This window comes from Mucilaginibacter sp. RCC_168 (assembly GCF_041355315.1).
GTDB lineage: Bacteria > Bacteroidota > Bacteroidia > Sphingobacteriales > Sphingobacteriaceae > Mucilaginibacter.
This window is the reverse complement of the sequence record NZ_JBFUPN010000015.1, coordinates 126,071-144,671: the sequence shown is the minus strand read 5'-3', so window position 1 is coordinate 144,671 and position 18,601 is coordinate 126,071. Positions and strand designations below refer to the sequence as shown.

General features: G+C 43.9%; 13 protein-coding genes. 7 read left to right on the top strand and 6 right to left on the bottom strand.

What is annotated here, in order from left to right; all coding sequences use genetic code 11:
- The first annotated feature begins 88 nt into the window (after nt 1-88).
- From AB6735_RS15875 to AB6735_RS15865, 3 genes are all read left to right on the top strand, one after another.
- Nucleotides 89-1,270, top strand: coding sequence for a formimidoylglutamase (locus AB6735_RS15875; RefSeq protein ID WP_370996827.1), 1,182 nt, complete (start codon nt 89-91; stop codon nt 1,268-1,270).
- A gap of 58 nt (nt 1,271-1,328) precedes the next feature.
- A complete protein-coding gene (locus AB6735_RS15870; RefSeq protein ID WP_370996826.1) occupies nt 1,329-2,501 on the top strand; it encodes a redoxin domain-containing protein in 1,173 nt (390 codons plus the stop codon).
- A 72-nt stretch (nt 2,502-2,573) separates the two neighbouring features.
- On the top strand, nt 2,574-3,719 hold the full coding sequence (locus tag AB6735_RS15865) for a redoxin domain-containing protein (RefSeq protein ID WP_370996825.1): 1,146 nt from the start codon (nt 2,574-2,576) through the stop codon (nt 3,717-3,719).
- A 149-nt stretch (nt 3,720-3,868) separates the two neighbouring features.
- Here AB6735_RS15865 and purD read toward each other — a convergent pair whose 3' ends face one another.
- Nucleotides 3,869-5,143 (bottom strand): phosphoribosylamine--glycine ligase, encoded by a 1,275-nt coding sequence (gene purD / locus AB6735_RS15860; RefSeq protein WP_370996824.1) that lies wholly within the window; start codon nt 5,141-5,143, stop codon nt 3,869-3,871.
- Between the two features lie 108 nt (nt 5,144-5,251).
- The gene (locus tag AB6735_RS15855) at nt 5,252-5,668 is read right to left on the bottom strand and encodes an acyl-CoA thioesterase (RefSeq protein WP_370996823.1); all 417 of its coding nucleotides are present in this window, start codon (nt 5,666-5,668) and stop codon (nt 5,252-5,254) included.
- Nucleotides 5,669-5,985: 317 nt separating this feature from the next.
- Between AB6735_RS15855 and AB6735_RS15850 the strand changes: the two genes are divergently transcribed.
- From AB6735_RS15850 to AB6735_RS15840, 3 genes are all read left to right on the top strand, one after another.
- A complete protein-coding gene (locus AB6735_RS15850) occupies nt 5,986-6,804 on the top strand; it encodes a helix-turn-helix domain-containing protein (protein WP_370996822.1) in 819 nt (272 codons plus the stop codon).
- A gap of 41 nt (nt 6,805-6,845) precedes the next feature.
- Complete coding sequence (locus AB6735_RS15845; RefSeq protein WP_370996821.1) at nt 6,846-8,363, top strand: FAD-dependent monooxygenase; 1,518 nt, start codon at nt 6,846-6,848, stop codon at nt 8,361-8,363.
- Nucleotides 8,364-8,500: 137 nt separating this feature from the next.
- Nucleotides 8,501-8,695 carry a hypothetical protein gene (locus AB6735_RS15840; RefSeq protein WP_370996820.1) on the top strand — a complete coding sequence of 65 codons (195 nt, stop codon included), beginning with the start codon at nt 8,501-8,503 and terminating at the stop codon, nt 8,693-8,695.
- Between the two features lie 135 nt (nt 8,696-8,830).
- Here the strand turns inward: AB6735_RS15840 and AB6735_RS15835 are convergent, their stop codons facing one another.
- Nucleotides 8,831-10,927 carry an ATP-binding protein gene (locus tag AB6735_RS15835; protein ID WP_370996819.1) on the bottom strand — a complete coding sequence of 699 codons (2,097 nt, stop codon included), beginning with the start codon at nt 10,925-10,927 and terminating at the stop codon, nt 8,831-8,833.
- A gap of 136 nt (nt 10,928-11,063) precedes the next feature.
- A complete protein-coding gene (locus AB6735_RS15830; RefSeq protein WP_370996818.1) occupies nt 11,064-13,352 on the bottom strand; it encodes a glycoside hydrolase family 95-like protein in 2,289 nt (762 codons plus the stop codon).
- Between the two features lie 718 nt (nt 13,353-14,070).
- On the opposite strand from AB6735_RS15830, the gene AB6735_RS15825 reads away from it, so the two are divergent.
- Complete coding sequence (locus AB6735_RS15825) at nt 14,071-15,627, top strand: alginate lyase family protein (protein ID WP_370996817.1); 1,557 nt, start codon at nt 14,071-14,073, stop codon at nt 15,625-15,627.
- A gap of 332 nt (nt 15,628-15,959) precedes the next feature.
- On the opposite strand, the gene AB6735_RS15820 is transcribed toward AB6735_RS15825, so the two are convergent.
- Nucleotides 15,960-17,000: a PmoA family protein gene (locus AB6735_RS15820; protein WP_370996816.1), complete on the bottom strand. Its 1,041-nt coding sequence runs from the start codon at nt 16,998-17,000 to the stop codon at nt 15,960-15,962.
- A gap of 189 nt (nt 17,001-17,189) precedes the next feature.
- Nucleotides 17,190-18,545 carry a Gfo/Idh/MocA family protein gene (locus AB6735_RS15815; protein ID WP_370996815.1) on the bottom strand — a complete coding sequence of 452 codons (1,356 nt, stop codon included), beginning with the start codon at nt 18,543-18,545 and terminating at the stop codon, nt 17,190-17,192.
- Between the last annotated feature and the right edge of the window lie 56 nt (nt 18,546-18,601).

The window sequence follows — 18,601 nt, the reverse complement described above, 5'->3', positions numbered from 1 at the left end:
AAATCTGCACATTTGCACATCCATCATTTGCACATCTGCACATCTATCTGCACATTTGCACATCTGCATATTTGCACATTAAAACATTATGTCCTTAGCTGATTTTTTTACACCTATTGATCTTAAAAAGATCACTCCTAAAAAGGGGTATTATACCAGCCAGCTTGGCGACAAAATTGTGCATTATTCTGTCGATTTTCCCGATCTGGAAGAAAAAACCGACCTGGCCATCATTGGTGTTATGGATGATCGTAATGCTACCGATAATCAGGGCTGTGCCCTTGGCCCCGATTATATCCGCGAAAAACTTTACCAGCTTTATGAAGGTGGCTATAGTGTAAAAATTGCCGATTTGGGTAATATACGCGCCGGCGCCACAGTGACTGATACTTATTTCGCGCTTAAAACCGTAGTGGCCGAGCTCATTAAAAAAGATATTATTCCTATTATATTAGGCGGCGGTCAGGACCTGACCTATGCGCAATACCTGGGCTATGAAGACCTGGAACAAAAGGTTGATCTGGTGGTGATCGACTCGCATTTTGACCTGGATGAGGACGATACTCAAGGCGGCATTGAAACCACCTCAACATCCTATCTCAACAAAATATTTTTGCATGAGCCTAATTTCCTGTTCAATTACAGCAACCTGGGTTACCAAACTTATTTTGTAAGTCAGGAGAGCCTGCGGGTTATGGAGAAGCTTTATTTTGATGTACACCGCCTGGGCGAGCTTACCGGCAATGTGGCAGTTACCGAGCCAGCCATCCGTAATGCGAGTATGATCAGTTTTGATGTAGGCGCCATCCGTTCGGCCGATGCGATGGGCAATGCCAATGCCACACCCAACGGTTTTTACGGTGAAGAAGCTTGTCAGCTTTGCCGTTATGCTGGTTTTAATGATAAGCTAACTTCTATTGGTTTTTATGAATTTAACCCGGCTTATGACAGCAATGGTCAAACCGCTACGCAGCTGGCGCAAATGATCTGGTATTTTATTGAAGGGGTTTATAACCGTAAGCGCGATTTTCCGCTCAACCCAAAAAGTCAATACCTTATCTATAAAACAAGTTTAAAGCACGAAGATCAGGAAGTGGTGTTTGTAAAAAGCAAGAAATCTGACCGCTGGTGGATGCAGGTGCCGTACCCCACAGGCGGATCCCGGAATGAGCGTTTTCACCTGGTGCCCTGTAGCTATGCCGATTATAAAATGGCAGCTTCGGGCGAATTACCCGATCTTTGGTGGCGTACTTATCAAAAATTAAACTGATAAATTATAATTCAACCGGCATTCTTGCGTTAAGAATGCTTATAGTTTTGATATTCTAATGAAGAAACTGATTTTCTCTGTGGCGGCTATGCTGCCCTTAATGGCATTTGCCCAAACTTCTGACACTTTTACTATCAATGGTAAAGTAGGCGCTCTTGGTGCTCCCGCCAAAGTGTACCTGATATACCAGTTGGGTTCCAATAACGTGGTGGATTCATCGAGCGTAACCACCGGTAGTTTTAGCTTTAAGGGATCCATATTAAACCCGGTGAATGCAACTTTGGCACTGGATTATAAAGGTATTGGTCTGAACAAATTTATTCAGCAAAACTATCCCGACGGCGGTCCATCAAACACAGCGGATGATTTGAATCTTTTCCTGGAAAAAGGGACGATAACCGTCAATAGTAAAGATTCGCTTTCTAAATCACTCATTTCGGGTTCGGTTTTAAATGATGATAACCGGAGGCTTACCGGGCAACTGGCTGCAATCAATAAAAAAGCACAGGCATTAATGGCCGAAGCAAAAGCTGCTACACCCGATCAGCAAAAAGCGCCTGATTTTCAGGCCAGGATGCAGGCCCGTTATAAAAACATCCAGGCCGAACAAAAGGCAGTGCTCAAAAATTTTATTACCAATAACCCGAATAGTTATCTGAGTTTGCTGGCTATAAATTCCGTAGCAGGACCAGCACCTGACCCTACGGAGATTGAACCCTTATTTAATGGTTTATCTCAAAGCTTGCGGGATTCCGAGAGTGGTAAAAACCTGAAACACGGTATTGACGCATTAAAAGTAACTGCCATAGGAGCTGTAGCGCCAGACTTTATCCAGAACGATGTAAACGGTGCACCGGTTAAGCTATCATCATTTAGGGGGAAATATGTGCTGATTGATTTTTGGGCATCCTGGTGTGGCCCTTGCCGTCAGGAAAACCCGAACGTGGTACGCAACTATAATAAATATAAAACCAAAAACTTCACCGTATTAGGGGTATCATTGGATAAGCCCGAAGGCAAATCGGCCTGGCTGGCCGCAATTAAAAGCGACGGATTGGAGTGGACGCAAGTATCCGATCTTAAATTCTGGAATAATGAAGCTGCCGGGCTTTACCAGGTAAGCTCTATCCCCCAAAATTTCCTGATTGACCCTAACGGTAAGATCATTGCCAAAAACCTGCGTGGTGAAGACCTGGACGCCAAATTGCAGGAGCTATTTGGTAAAATATAGTATTGTGGTATTAGTATGGTAATATTTTAATTAATAAGTATTTATATAATTAAAATATTACTATTTTGCCGTATGAACAGCACCGCACTAAAAAAAATAGCTTTGTTAGCATTGGCAGGCATGCCGGCTATAGGTTTTGCACAGGATGCAAAATATACCATTCAGGGGAAAATTGGTGACAATAACGCACCTGCAAAAGTATACCTGGAATACCGTAAACAAGGTAAAACTATAATTGACTCGGTTACTTTGGCCGGGGGGAAGTTCCAGTTTGCGGGTGTAACAGGTAGTGATCCGGTTAATGCTTACCTGGTGTTTAACAACAAAGGTAATGGCGCTAATAATAGTGACGATTACCGTTCCATTTATATTGAAGGCGGAACCGTTAACGTAACTACTGCCGATCTGCTGGCCAATGCCAAAGTTGACGGGCCCAAAACCAATAAGGATAACGAAAAATATAAGCTGGCTCAAAAGCCGATAAATGATGCTTATGAGGCTCTTGCCGCTAAACGTAAAGCCGCAACGCCCGAGCAACAAGCCGATCCGGCGTTTGCCAAGCAACTGTCTGCCGAAGAAAAAGCCATTGACGATAAAAGCACACTTGTTGATAAACAATTCATTAAAGACAATCCTGATTCTTACATCAGTCTGAACGCGCTGGAAGGCTATGCCTATAGTGCCGACTATGTAGATATTGAGCCTTTGTTCACTGCTTTAACGCCTGCTGTAAAGGAAACAGAGGCCGGTAAAAAATTCGCTGAGCGTATGCCTAAGCTCAAAGCGGTTGCCTTGGGTGCAACAGCGCCTGAGTTTGCCGAAGCCGATACCAGTGGTAAGGAGATCAGCCTGTCATCATTCCGTGGAAAATATGTGCTGATTGATTTCTGGGCTTCATGGTGTGGCCCATGTCGTAGAGAAAACCCGAACGTTGTGGTGGCTTACAATAAATATAAAAACAAAAAATTTACTATTCTGGGCGTGTCTTTAGACCGACCAAATGCTAAAGATAAATGGCTGGCAGCTATTCATAAAGATGGCCTGACCTGGAATCATGTATCCGACCTGAAATTCTGGGATAGTAAAGCTGCCGCGTTATATGCAGTGCGCGGCATTCCGCAAAACTTTTTATTAGATCCCGACGGCAAGATCATCGCCAAAAACCTAAGAGGCGAAGAGCTGGAAAATAAACTGGCCCAAATTTTCGGGAAGATTTAGATGGTTCATTAGCTCATTGGTTCACTGGTTCATTGGTGAACGTGTACACAAAGCCAGATCGCGATTTACAAACGATCTGGCTTTTTCATGAGATGATGGTTTTATTGAACTATGTCCCCAATGAACTAATGAACAGGTGAACCAATGAACTACAACAGATCAAACCCAATATCTCTTCTGAAATACATGCCATCGTAATAAATGCGACTGGCATCGGCGGTGGCTTGTTGCAGGGCTTTAAACATATTGTCCTGTAGAGTTGTAATCGCCAGAACACGACCGCCTGTGGTGATCACGTTATCGCCATCGGTTGATGTACCTGCATGAAAAACAATAGATTCATGAATATTCTCTGTTCCGGTGACCACCTTGTTTTTAAGGTACTCGCCAGGATATCCGCCTGCCACCATCACTACAGTAGCCGCGGTTTTAGGGCTGATTATTAATTCTTTCTGATCAAGGTTTACTTCGGCAACACCTTGCAGCAGATCAACAAAATCCGAATCGATACGGCGCATCACGCTTTCTGTTTCCGGATCGCCCATGCGGCAGTTGTATTCAATTACCCAAGGCTCACCTTCGCTGTTCATCAAACCAATAAAAATAAAGCCTTTGTAAGGTATGCCGTCCTTTTTTAAGCCTTCAATGGTAGGGATGATCACTTTCTCTTCTACCTTTTTCATGTAGGCAGCATCGGCAAATGGCACCGGCGAAACAGAGCCCATGCCACCGGTATTCAGGCCGGTATCACCTTCGCCAATACGTTTGTAATCCTTGGCTTCGGGTAATATCTTATAGCTATTGCCATCGGTCATTACAAAAACCGAAAGTTCAATACCTGTTAAAAACTGTTCAATAACCACGCGCGAGCTGGCTTCACCAAATTTGGCTTCGGCCAGCATTTCGGTAAGCTCCAGCTGGGCTTCTTCAAGGGTGGTGCATATTAACACGCCCTTGCCTGCTGCCAATCCATCTGCTTTTAGCACAACGGGTAATCCGGCGGTGGCCAGGTAAGTTAAACCTTCCTGTAAAGTATCTTTGGTGAAGGTTTTGTAAGCTGCTGTAGGGATGTTATGCTTTTGCATAAACTGTTTGGAAAAATCCTTGCTGCCCTCCAACTGGGCTGCTTCCTGCTGCGGACCTACCACCGGAATACTTTTCAATTGCTCATCGTTCAGGAAAAAGTCATGAACGCCTTTTACCAGCGGTTCCTCGGGGCCAACCAGAACCAGGTTGATGTCATTGCTGAGCACAAAAGTCTTGATGCCTTCAAAGTCGGTAACTTTAAGGTTAACATTGGTGCCATACTGCGTAGTACCGGCATTACCGGGTGCAATAAAAAGGTTTTGACACTTTGGACTTTGAGCGATTTTCCAGGCGAAGGCACTTTCCCTTCCGCCCGAACCGAGGATCAGGATATTCATGGCGGCAAAGATAGTTATTTGACATTAAGTTTCGGACGATACTCTATCTCATAAAAAAGACCTTTAACCACCAGGCTAAAGGTCTTTTCTTCATCTATCCCGATTGGGTTAAGCTTCTAATACAGGCGCATCTTTTACTTTTTCCAATACCGATGCCGGTAAATAAGGTCTGCCGCCTTTAGCTGGTACACAGGTGCCGGTAAAAACAGCCTTGGTCATCACTTTATTATTCAGAATCATGGATTGTTTAAAATGCAGCTTCGGTGCACCGCCTTTGTCGGCAAAAAGCTCGCAGGTTACGGTAAAGTTATCGCCTTTTTTTAAGGAGCGTAAAAAGCTGATGCTGTAGTTTGAAAGTACCATGTATACACCATTTTTAGCTTCGATCTCCAGATCAAAACCCAGCACTTCGCGGATGTAATCATGCCGGCAGTATTCCATATAAAAAGGGTAATACAAACCATCCATAATTTCCTGAACATCGATGTGTTCTTCTTTAGCAACGTAATTTTTAGAATATTCCATAAGTATGTATTTTAATAGGGCAGGACGGCAAATATATAAACTAAAAATTTAGGCTACGTGCAGTCTATTTTTTTATAAATGAATATTTATTAAGCTTATTTAGCAAAGATATCTTTCATAGTATGACAGCTTTTGTACCATGAACATGGCCTATTGGGTTTAGTTTGATCTATTCTCTTAGGAAAGGATAAAAACTGCAGATCTTGCTTTGCCCGTTCACGAATAAAGCAAAAGGTTTGGGTGTGCATTCTGAAATACTGAATAAGTACTTTACCTCTTGTTTGTATCCTATACGCTCAAATGTGCTATCTTTAAAAATGCTACACCAAGAATTTGAACCTCCTGAAGAGCTACGGGATACCATCAAGTGCTTTTGGTACAACAAAAGAGAATCAGGAGAAGTGCTATCAGATTTTGAGGTGCAACCCGATGGCTATGCCGAAATTATTTTTCATTTTGGAGGCTGCTGCAGCAGGATGCATCAAGGAGGTTTGCAGCCCTTACCGTCACCATTTATGATGGGCCTGCTTAATCAACCTACTATTTTTTACTCAAAAAATCGTTTAGAGATCATTGCCATCAGGTGCTATCCATGGACGGTATTCGATCTGCTCGGACTACCATCGGGTAAAGGTGCGGTGCATATATTTGAGCATCCTATCGTCCGGCTTCAATCTATATTGGATAAGCTGGTTCATGCCGGTAAAATAGATGAAGCGATAGCAGAGGTAAAGCAATATTTCATGGATGCATGGTCGGGTGTAGCTACCAGCAGTATGCTATTCAAAGCGGGAGTTGCCATGCGAAAAGCCAACGGCGCCATGCCGGTAAGCCAGGTTGCAGAGGCGGCCCATGCTACGGTACGTACACTGGAAAGGAATTTCAAGCAATCATCTGGTTATACAGTTAAGGATGTGTCGGCCCTGATACGTTTTGAACAGGTACGAAACCAATTATGGAGTTATCCGTATACCAACATTGCCGGCTTAGCACATGAGCTGGGCTATACTGATCAGGCCCATTTAAGCAGGGAATTCAAACGCTACAGCGGTACCACGCCGGGAGCGTTCGCCCGTAAAGCAAAAAAAGAGAGACCCGTGGTAAGCGGCGATTTTGTCGCGTTTATACAATCCTAAGGGCGGAACATTTCAGAATTTTGTGAAGTAATAATTTAAAAATGAAAACTACACAATATTCAACTATATACGATGTGATTATAGCCGGTGCGGGGCCTGTAGGCCTGTTCCTTGCCTGTGAACTGGCTCTGGCCAAATGTTCAGTCCTGATACTGGAAAAGGCCGAAGATCCATACTCACCATTAAAACAAATGCCTTTTGGAATACGGGGGCTTAATGCATCTACCATTGAAGCACTTTACCGCCGTGATTTACTAAAAGACCTTAAGCTCCACGAACGAGTTAAAAACCCGCACCAAAACGCCAAACAAGGAGCGCAGCGCCAGGGAGGGCACTTCGCCGGTATTCCATTTAATTTCGGCGATATTGACACCTCACAATGGGAATATCGCCTTCCAGCTTCAACCGAAACCAATTTAATTTCGGAGATGTGGGAGCTTGAAACCGTGTTAACCCGCCGCGCGGAAGCCCTGGGCGTAGAGCTAAGACGAGGGCATGCCATAACCGGCTTTCATCAAACCGTGGATGGGATGACCGTTCAGTCTGATGACCAGTCTTTTCAAGGCAAATGGCTGGTGGGTTGCGATGGAGCCCGCAGTGTTGTTCGCAAGACGGGCGGTTTTGAATTCGCCGGAACAGAACCGGAATTTACCGGTTACTCAACACTGGTTGACCTAACCGACCCGGAAAAGCTCAATCCGGGCCGAAATGTAACACCAAGAGGCATGTACATGCAATCACAGCCGGGTTACCTATTAATACAGGATTTTGATGGCGGTGCATTTCATCATTCAAAAAAGCAGATAACGCTTGAACACCTGCAGGAAATGCTCCGCCGCATCTCGAACACCGATGTTACGATCAGTGCTATACATGTCGCAACCACCTGGACCGACCGGGCACGGCAGGCTACAACTTATCGAAACGGGCGGGTATTTTTAGCCGGCGATGCCGCTCACATTCATGCGCCGCTGGGCGGCCAGGGGCTCAATCTTGGGCTGGGCGACGCCATGAATCTGGGCTGGAAACTTGCCGCGACAATCCAAAATAAGGCCCAGGAAGGCTTGCTGGATAGTTATTATACAGAACGGTATCCAATTGGTGCTGAGGTGCTGGATTGGTCGCGAGCCCAGGTTGCCATCATGAAAACAGATCCGGCCGCCCGTGCACTGTATGCGATTGTGCGGGACCTTATTAATACCCGCGATGGGGCCACCTACGTTGCCGGGCGTGTGTGGGGCGTTAACACCCATTACAATCTTGCCGGCAAGCATCCCTTAGTGGGCCACAGCGTACCTAACTTTGAGTTGGAGGGCGGTACTACAATTGGCGACTTAATGCATGATGGCCTTGGGATACTGCTTGACTTTGATAACAATGATTCCCTTAAAACTTTAGCTGGTGAATATGGCGATCAGATAAAGTATATTTCGGGCCAGGCGAAGGACCAATTAGGCTTGAGCGCCTTATTGATACGCCCTGATGGGATCATCGCCTGGACTGCTGACCAACCTGATCTTGTAGGGGCCGAACAAGCTACCGGACTCTGGTTTACTTAACCTGTAACGAATAAAAACAGAGGCTTGAGATACAGATCTCAAGCCTCTGTTTTTTTATAGGGAATCAAAATTTCTTTTTGATGCAGGTGCCAAATACGATTTTCCTGGCAATCAGGCTTCTTTAAGTTTTAATAGCGTTGATATTTTCAATACCCCGTAAATGGGCGTTTTTAAGAAGCAGCGATGCATTGCTTTTGGATTTTCAGCGCCGTACACTGGGTTCAAGGGCCACTTTAAGCTTTACTTATCATTTTGGCAAAAGCACGGGTGTTCACAAACAACCTAAGAAAAAAGAGGATAATCCGGATAAGCGGATTGACGATGCTTCTTAGATAGAAAAATTTTTATGTTTTCGGTCAATACTAAAATTCTTCAATCGTTCTTTAGATCAGTTAGTAGAAATTAGGCATTCAGAAGAAAATGCCTAATTTATTAACCTATGCTGTTATCCTATTAATGAAATTCCTTCAATTTTTTAACGGTAATTCGACATAGAAAAATGTGCCATTGCTTTGTTTGCTTTCGAACCAGATATGCCCTCCATGCGCTTCTACAATTTGTTTGGATATAGCTAACCCCATACCAAAAGGTTGCTCTCCGGCCGTTCCTGGTCTTTTAGCTTCGGTGAACATGTCAAATATTTTACCTTGCATTTCTGAGGGTATGCCTATGCCATGATCTTCAATGGTTATCAATACACTATCTTCCTTACTGATCATTTGTACATTGACAACAGCGCCACTGGGGCTAAACTTAATAGCATTAGCAATCAGGTTACTGATCACCCGCCACATTTTTTCCCGGTTAACGCTAATAGTGAGATGATCCGCGGTTAACTGTATCTGTTGCCCCTTTGCTTCGGCTTTAAAATATAAAAGCTCCACACAATAATGCAGCAGGGTAAACATATCAACCGGCTCCATTTTAAGCTCTTCGAGCCTGGTATGAATTTGTAAAAGGTCATCTATCAGGTTCAGGGAATTTTTTCCGGAAGTTTTGATCAGCTCCAGCATGGTATGATCATCACCAGTTCCGTGTTTATTATCCAGCATCATCGTGGCCACCGTCATCATGGCTCCTACCGGGTTACGCAGGTCATGCGCTACCATTTTCATCATACGGGTATTGTCTTCCTGGCTTTGCTCCAACGCCGTAAGCGTTTTTTGCATCTGCGTATTATATTCACTGATCTTTTGATTCAGTTTCGTTAGCTCATTAACACTATTTCGGTAACGCTTCAGATTATACCATACTAATAGTAAAATAATAATCGTCATCACCGCAAAGACAATGATCCCAGCCAGGTACGCGGTTTTTAACTGATCGTTTTTATTTAATAAGGTTAAGCGGTATTGCTGTTCTATGTTCTTAAAACCCTGGTCTATATCGGCAATTTTTAAGCTCTTACTGACCTCATCAAGCGAATCTCGCATGCTATCATATTGCTGAATATACTGGTAAGCTAATGGCACCTGATGGGTTTTATCAAAGTACTTCCACTTTAATTTTTTCCATTTTAAACGATTTTCCGTGTTACTTTGACTTTTTCCGCGTCCAGCGAGAAGATCGCCCTCAATTTGCCCTAATAAAGAATCAGCCGCTGTAAACCGGGAAGATTGTATATACAAGCTTGCCAGTTTTAGCTGTGCTGTTTGCGCATCTTCTATGGCATAGCCCGGGCGATTATTGATATGAATGCTTTCCTGAAGGTATTTTTCCGCTTCGGTATAATTATTTATCAAAGCATAAACCCCACCTAAATTGCCGTACACAATTGCCCGGGCCATTTCTGCAAACTGCTTTTTTTCCGGAAAGCGTCTTGCGTTACGATCAATAAAGGTTAACGCGCGTTTATAATAATAAATAGCGCTATCGGGCATATTTGCCTGTTCAAAACACAGTGCAATGGTATTGAGATGCGATTGTGGATAAATAAACAAGTTACCAAAGCCTGCACCAGCTTTACAATGGCTGTTTTCGGCAAAGGCTTGTTTAAAGTAGGGGATAGCTCTTAAATAGTTACCTTGTTTATACCTCACCATTCCTAATTGATAAGTGATCTGGCAATAGCTGCAGCTATCCAGGTATTTTTGAGCGAAGAGCTTACCATCATAGAAGCATTTAAATGCTTCGGCGTACTTTTTTTCAACCATCAAAACATAGCCTTTGGCAAATATGGCACCGGCATATTCTTTTTTGTATTGTAGCTCATTACCTTTCAGTATCAGCAACATGCTATCGGCATATAGTCTTTCTTTAACCGGATTCTTGTTGTAGTATAGGTAATAATTAGCTTTCTGATTATATTTTTTCCACAGATCGGTGACACCTGGATTATGGAAAATATGGTATGCAGAGTCGAGATAAATAACAGATCGTTCCAGCTGCCCGCTATTGAGTAAAGTATTAGTCCTATCGATAATGGAATCAGCCAGTGCCGGATGGTTATTGTTTTTTGTAGCTACTTGTTTACAGGCAGAAAAAAACAGAATACCGGTTAACAGGATGCCTAAACAACTCCATTTTATTAAATTAGCAGGATACAAGCATAAAGGCAAAGGCATAAGCTAAGCATTTGATAGCATTTACAAAAGGTATACGGATAAGGCTTTAGTAAAGTTAAAATTTGTATTTAAGCAGTTAAATTACGCAATTGCTTTTGCCATAAAAATTAAAGCAGTTTACTAAATAAAAAGGTTATCATTCATATCCGTTTTTTAAAACCAACACGGCGCCGGGTTTAAAGTCCAGATCAATAAGACCATCTTTAACGGTACCCATTTCAACATCTGTTTGATTTTGGGCAAACCACGTTTTGAAGGGAAGCTTCAATTTAGTTTTTCCACCTTTTTCTGATACAACTTTTACTTCATCTATCTGTCCGTTTTCTTTTTTTATACTGACCAGAAAAGCTCCCTCGGCCCGTAAATTTTCAAAGGAAAGGTTTTTCCAGGCAGTTGGTACAGCTGGTGTTACCTCAATAAAGCCGGCATAACTTTGCAGCAACATTTCCTGCAAACCAGAAGCGAACGCGAAGTTTCCCTCTAAGGTAAAAGGGCGATATTGAAACTTAGAATAACCCGACTTGGTTTGGTCGCCATTTAAATGAAAACTATTGATAGAGCAAAACGCCTTTGCAAAAATGGTCAGATCCTTAGCCGCACCCTGCCCGTCTTTTGCCCGCGCTTTCATATTAGCAAGCCAGGAGTAAGAATAGCCACACCAATAAGCGGGGCCTATACTATCCAGCAAATGAATGGAATTTTTGATAATGGATTGTGCCTTTTCACCATCTTCCCATTTCATCAACCCCAGCGGATAAATGCACAGCATATTTGAAAAATGCCTGTGCGATTGGTTATAAGCCATGGAAGGCGCAAACATCAGTTCATTAGCCGGTGTTACCACGAAATCATCAAACTCATCATATATCTTTTTCCAGTGAGCGGCCTCGGTCTTTTGATCCAGCTCTCCGGCCAGTTCTGTAGCGGCTTTAAATGTAAATTTCATTAAAGCCAGGTCGTAATTGGTGTTCTGGTGGAACCAGGCTGTAATATCGTTATCATTGATCTCGGGACTTGAGCTGATAGGCAATTTGCGATGCCCTTTACTATCCAAACTGGTCAGGCTTTCAATAAATGTGGCGGTTGCTTTTATCCAGGGGTAGGCTCGGGTTCGCAAAAAGTTTTTATCCATACTGTAGCGCCATTGCAAATAATAATGCTGACCCAGCCAGGAAGATACCGTTGGTGAAAGTGAATACTGTATCCACCCGCCCATTTCTGTACCGTTCATGGTAGTAACGCCCGGTACGGCCAACCCATTTTTACCAAAATACATTTTTGTGTACCGCTGGTAATTAGCTTTATTAGCATCCAAATGGTTCAGATAGGCCATACCTTCATTCAAATGATTGGCGCTGTAGCTGGGCCAATAGCTTAACTGGGTATTCAAATCGTGGTGAAAGTCGCCTTTCCAGGGTGGTAGTCGACCGTTATCTGCCGTCCATACCGCTTGCAGTGAGATCGGCGGGGCGCCCGTTCTTGATGCCGAGCCAAATTTGTATTGTTCCAGGTACCACTGTTTCTCCAACAACGCATCTGGTATATGAATGGCCGATTTACTCCAGAAATTATCCCACCAGTTTTCATGCGATTCGAAATCAGCCTGAAGCCCCCGTTTTAACGCGTTTGCGGATACTATAGCAGCTGTGGGATTAATCTTTTTAGCGGGATATTGTGACGAGATAGTCCACACGCCTTCTATGGTAGTTGCATTTACTTTACGCCAGCTTACATTGATCTGGTAGGTAAAACCACCCCAGCCCTTTTGTTTGTAGGTAATGCTATTTCCCTGCTGACTGATTGTTCCCGCAGGATAACCCAACCGCGACAAGTCATCGCCACCAACCGGATCGCCGGATACTTTTATTTCTCCCTGGTATTTTGGGGCAATTAACGTGGGTTCAAAATCGCTTTTAATATTTTCAAACCTGAACCAGCCTACCGGTGCTGTTGCATGTACAAAGGTTTTCAGCATAGTGCCATTTGCCCATTTAACGGTACATAAAGCATTGGATAAATGCAAATTAACAGATTTTACCTTGCCCCAATCTTTGGTATTACACTCCAACGCGCCGCCGGGAATTTTGGAAGGGGCAGGTTCATGGTCATAAGGCTCATCCAGATACTTTTGTACCGGTGCATAATTTTTTTTATTGACCTGGTTAATTACCCACTGATAGCTAAATTCTTTACGGTGCAGTCCCTTCATCGGGCGCAGGTCCCAAAGATCGGCCCTGTCTAACGAAAAGCGCAAATGATTGCCCTTTTGCCATATCAATGCTCCAAGCATACCATTACCCAGTGGAATAGCTTCGTCCCATCGCCTGGCCAGGGTATCAAATTGTAAATCATGGCTAATCTCATTTTGTGCAAACACACTGTTATAAAATAAAATACAGGTGATGATCAGGATTATTTTTTTCATGGATATGGATAGTTACAAACCAAGTACATGATCGCCTGGATTAGCGATTTTGTTGTAATGGCTTTTTTGATGACAAGGTAATTAATTACAATGAAGTAATAAATAAGTAAGATGAGTAGATTTTTCTCATAGGGACGCCTATTAAAAGGGCCAATATAAAGTTAAAAACTTATCCATTAAATTATTGCCCAATCCGGCATATCTTATCATATTGGCACCATTATTAGCTTGACTTAGCCTCATCAACAAAGCGAGATCTGAGTTTACATGGTTTACGGTTTTTAATGTAAATTTCATCTCAAATAATCATAATAAAGCATCGTGTTTATATACTCACTATTATACTATAACGAAAACGTTGTCGTAAATAAATACCTGAAAATTAGCTTTTTATAAAAGCTAATAAATAAATTTGGGTAAACCACTAATTAACCTATACTTTATAAACCCAATTTTTTTCGCGACAACCGCCCGGGTAGTTTGTTGCTATTCCTATGCATTTTGTAAACCAACAAATAACATAAACCTATTTTAAAAATGATGAGAAAACCTGCACTAACATCCGGATGATCACGCTGCTATTTGCGGAGCAGGTATATCTATACAAAAGGCAAAGCATTTCGGAGTGCTGAAGCTACACTTTTATCGAAGTGTTTATCATAGATGTACAGATCAAAGAATTAATTAACCAAAACCAATAAACCAAATTTCTTGAGCTATGAGAAAGAAAACCACCTATTGGCTGGCCTTTGCCTGCCTGTTTGCTCTGTGCGCATTTCTGTGCCAGTGTAAAAAATCAACTATTAAAAGCGGTACATCAGATACCACACCACAAACCAACCCCCGTGCGGTAACCACTTTTATCCATCCCGGCGTAATTAACACCCAGGCTAATCTCGACCTGATCGCTTCGCAGGTGAACAGTGGTGATGCCACCCGTACTGCTGCTTACCAAAAAGTACTTGATTTTATCAGCAACAACGCTTTGCCAACCCAATTTTACACTACGGTTTATGTTGGGTCAAACGGGCATACCAGTCCCTCAAAAAGCCAGATCAGGAAGGACGCCGAGTTGGCTTACGCTCTGGCCCTCCGTTTTGCCAAAACTGCCGATGTTACCTATGCCAACCAATGTATCGCGATATTGAACGGCTGGTCATACACCTTCCAGAACTATGCCCCTATAGATGCCTCCGACAACCCAAATCAACCTGCCCTGGAAGCCTCCTGGACCACACCCAGTTTTGTGGCTGCTGCCGAAATTATCCGGTACTATAAACCAAATGGTGTATCGGCCAACTGGTCGACCACGGATATTAACAAGTTTAACGACTACCTCAACAATGTAAAGAACAACTATATCAACAACGTACCTGCCTATAATAATAACTGGAACGTATCTGCCGGTTACGCCAAAATGGCTATCGGGGTTTTCCTGAACAGTGCCAGTGTTTTCCAGGCGGGTGAGGATATGATCAACGCTGTATTGCCGCAGGTAATACAAAGCGGTGGTACCATGCCCGAGCTTTGCGACCGCCAGGACTGCGTACACTACCAATATTCCCTAACCGGTTTAACTTATGCTGCCGAAATTGCGAATATGCAGGGTGATGGCTCATTGTACACTGCACTTTCCAGCCGCATCAGCTCCGGTTATGATTTTGAGCGCAGCGCTTATAACCAAAGCACGGGCTGTAACTATTGTTCAACCTCAAGTCCTATTTTTCCGGGTGTTGAGGTGGCTTATCATCATTATGGTACCGCTAATATGCTGTCATTACGTAACCAGCAAGATCCGTTGGGTGTACCGAATGATAATACCTTTTTAGGCTTTACCTCTTATACCCACTTTAATGTAGGCGGCGGCACTACACCCCCTCCAACAGGCTCAAATCCACCAATTGGTTCGGTTATATCCCTTAAGGGCTTCAACAATGCCTATGTAAGCGGCGAAAACGGCACCCAGGCCATGACCTGCACCCGTACTACTGCAGGCGATACTGAGCATTTCACCGTAATTGATGCCGGTGGCGGCAAAATATCCCTGCGCAGCAAAGCCAAATTTGTATCATCCGAAAATGGTACTATGGCCATTACCTGTAACCGTGCAACCGCCGGCGACTGGGAAAAGTTTGACTGGATAACCACCCCCGATGGTAAGGTTACCCTGCGCGGTAATAATGGCCTATTTATCAGCAGCGAAAACGGTACCCAGGCCATGACCTGTACCCGGACTACAGCTTCGGGATGGGAATCATTTACAGTTGGTCAGTAAAAAAATAATTGTATAACAAAGCCCTTAGCATGTAAGCGGGGCTTTGCACAAAAACTTTTTAAAGCTTTATTTTAACACATTTCTGCCCTGAAAATGTATGAAACCGGGTCGAAAATTGCCGAAAACTTATTCAAAATACCTGTTTTAATAAATTTCAGTACGGTTTTGACAGCGTTTTTATAATTTAAAAAGTCATTCACAAATTAACGATCAAACAACTATGTACCGATGGGTCGGTTGGACTTTTATTGTCTCCTTAACACAACAACCCGGCTGTCTTTTTATTGGGTAGCCGGGCTGTTATTTATATAAAACTACGACTTACAACACACTTATTTCTTCCCAAAGCTACCAGCCAGCTCATTCAATTTTGCTACGCTAATAGTTTGCCCGCCGTTACTGATCACGATGCGGTAGCGGAAAGTTACTGATTCTCCCTTTTTAAGCGTCAGGTTCTTTTCGGATTTGCGGTTGGTAAAGATCTTTTCCCCAAGTGGATTGGCCGCAAATAATCCATAGCCACGGGCATGCCAAAAAGTGGGGTAGTTTACATTTTTAGGATGATCGATAATGGCGATGCTTACCGAGTCGGCACCCATTTTTCCATAAACCTTGCACCATACACCACGTGTGCTCCAGGCACCGTTACCGGTTTTGCCTGCGCTGGTAAGGTAAGTTCCGTTGGCGATATGATCCTTCCCGCCTTTTACAACGGTTACATTACCCTTATCATCGGTATATTTCTGATCGGCTGTATCAGGGATCTGCAATTCATGGGCAAAGCGTAAACCCAGCAAGCCATCTTTGGCATCCTTAAAAACCGCATCCATATCAGCTTTCAGGGTAGTATACCGGTCGATAACGCGTTGGTTGGCATCACCGCTAAATTCAAAACGAGTCGTTTCTTCCAGGATCACTTCTTTCTGCTGATTGGTCCAGTTGGCATGATAGGACAGTACGCCTGTGCTGCCACTTTTGGTTTCCAATATCTTATCGGTACGGATCCAGCCGTAAGCATGTTTTTTACTTGCGGGGATAGCGTAGGAATTGTTCCAGAAGTCGAGCCCATTGAGGTTTTCAAAATTAAACCAGATCCCGATGTGATGCGGATGATCAACCGGGTCGCCGGTACGCGGCGCCAACGGGAAACCACGGGTTACAACAGTGCCTCCGGCGGTATATAAAGGATATAACACCGGTTTCTCCAGGGTGTCAGGAAACAGAAAACTGGTAAAAGGTTTACCGCCGATAGAGATATCTATTTTATCCTTGGATACTTTGACTATTTTTACCGGCTCGGCTTTTTGAGCTTGTGCTAAGGATGATAAGGCCGTAAGCATAGCGACGATGCTTAAAGTTTTTATAGTTCTCATACTATTGATATAAAGTTAAATAAACACATCATTGGGAAGTACGAAGCAATCTCTATGCTGTACAGCGCGCATCTACACAGTTGATCTGCCTATGTAGAGATTGCTTCGTACCTCGCAATGACGTATCGGAGATAAATTTCTTTCACAAAAGTTTTAAAGCCCTCTCCTTTGGAGAGGGGGGTGAGGCTTTTAATATTTAAACACCTTCCCATTAGCCATTACTTCCTGCGTAGCCTCATCAAAAGTAGCTTTGTAGCCGGTATGCACGGCGGCGTTGGTCATGATATTGGCTATGGAATGGCTGTAACCGGCCTCAACCGGTGCGTGTGGTTCTTTACGGCTGCGTACACATTCCATCCAGTTGCGTACATGGTTTGAGGTGAGCACATCGCCACCAGTGTTGGCAGATGCTATCACCTTTTCGGTATTGGCCAGGTTGATCTCGGGCAATAGATTGGCCTGCATGTGCATGGCATCGGCCATCTTTTGGGTCAAACCACCTTCTGGCGAAACTTTATTGGTGTTCAGATTCAGTTCACCGCCGTTGGAGTAATAGATCTCGGCCGGGTGCTCATCGCCATTATGCATGCGCGAGCCAAATGTTACCTGGAAGCCTGTCGACGGATCATCCAGCGGACCATAATCAAACGCGGCCAAAATGGTATCCCAGTTTCTGCGGCCATCTTTCCATACGTATATGCCACCGTTGGCTACCACGCTGCGCGGATGTTTTAACCCGGTAAACCAGTGTACGGTATCAATCTGGTGACTCATCCATTGCCCGGGCAAACCAGAGGAATAGGGCCAAAACAAACGGTACTCCAAATATTTACGCGGATCAAAGGCCTCATATGGGCGATTCATGATAAACCGTTTCCAATCGGTATCTTCTTCTTTGAGCAAGCCCAATAAGTCGGGCCGGCGCCAGCGGCCGGGTTGGTTCACGTTCCAGGTAAGTTCTACCATGGTGATAGGGCCAAATTTGCCCGAGCGTATAAAATCATTAGCCGCATGGTAATTGGCACCGCTGCGGCGCTGTGAACCTATCTGTACAATTTTGCCCGATTCCTTTACCGCTTTGAGCGCGGCGCGGTTATCCTCCATGGTTTCGGCAAAAGGTTTTTCTACATAAGCATCGCAGCCAGCTTTTACCGCCTCGATGGTATGGCGGGCATGCTGAAAATCGGCGGTGCTGATAAATACCGCGTCGACCGCTTTGCTGTCGTACATTTCCTCGTTATTGCGGTAGGCCTTTACATCATGCTGCATTTTTTCTTTCCAAATGGCAGATCCTTCTTCACGTCGCCGTTTCCAGATATCAGATACGCCAACCACATCAAAGTTGAGTTCCTTATAATGGTTCATAAAGCTGGGGATATGCGAGCTGCGGTGACGGTCTGAAAAGCCTACTACACCAACCCGCACGCGGTCGTTAGCACCGATGATGCGTTTATAACTTTTGGCGCTCCAGCTGTTTTGAGCAAGCATTACACCGGCACCCGCCAACGCGGCCTGCCTAATAAAAGTACGGCGTGATTTTTCCATGAAGAATAGGTAAATTGGTTAATTAATGGGTGGTCCGTTTAACCGGCCCAACCAAA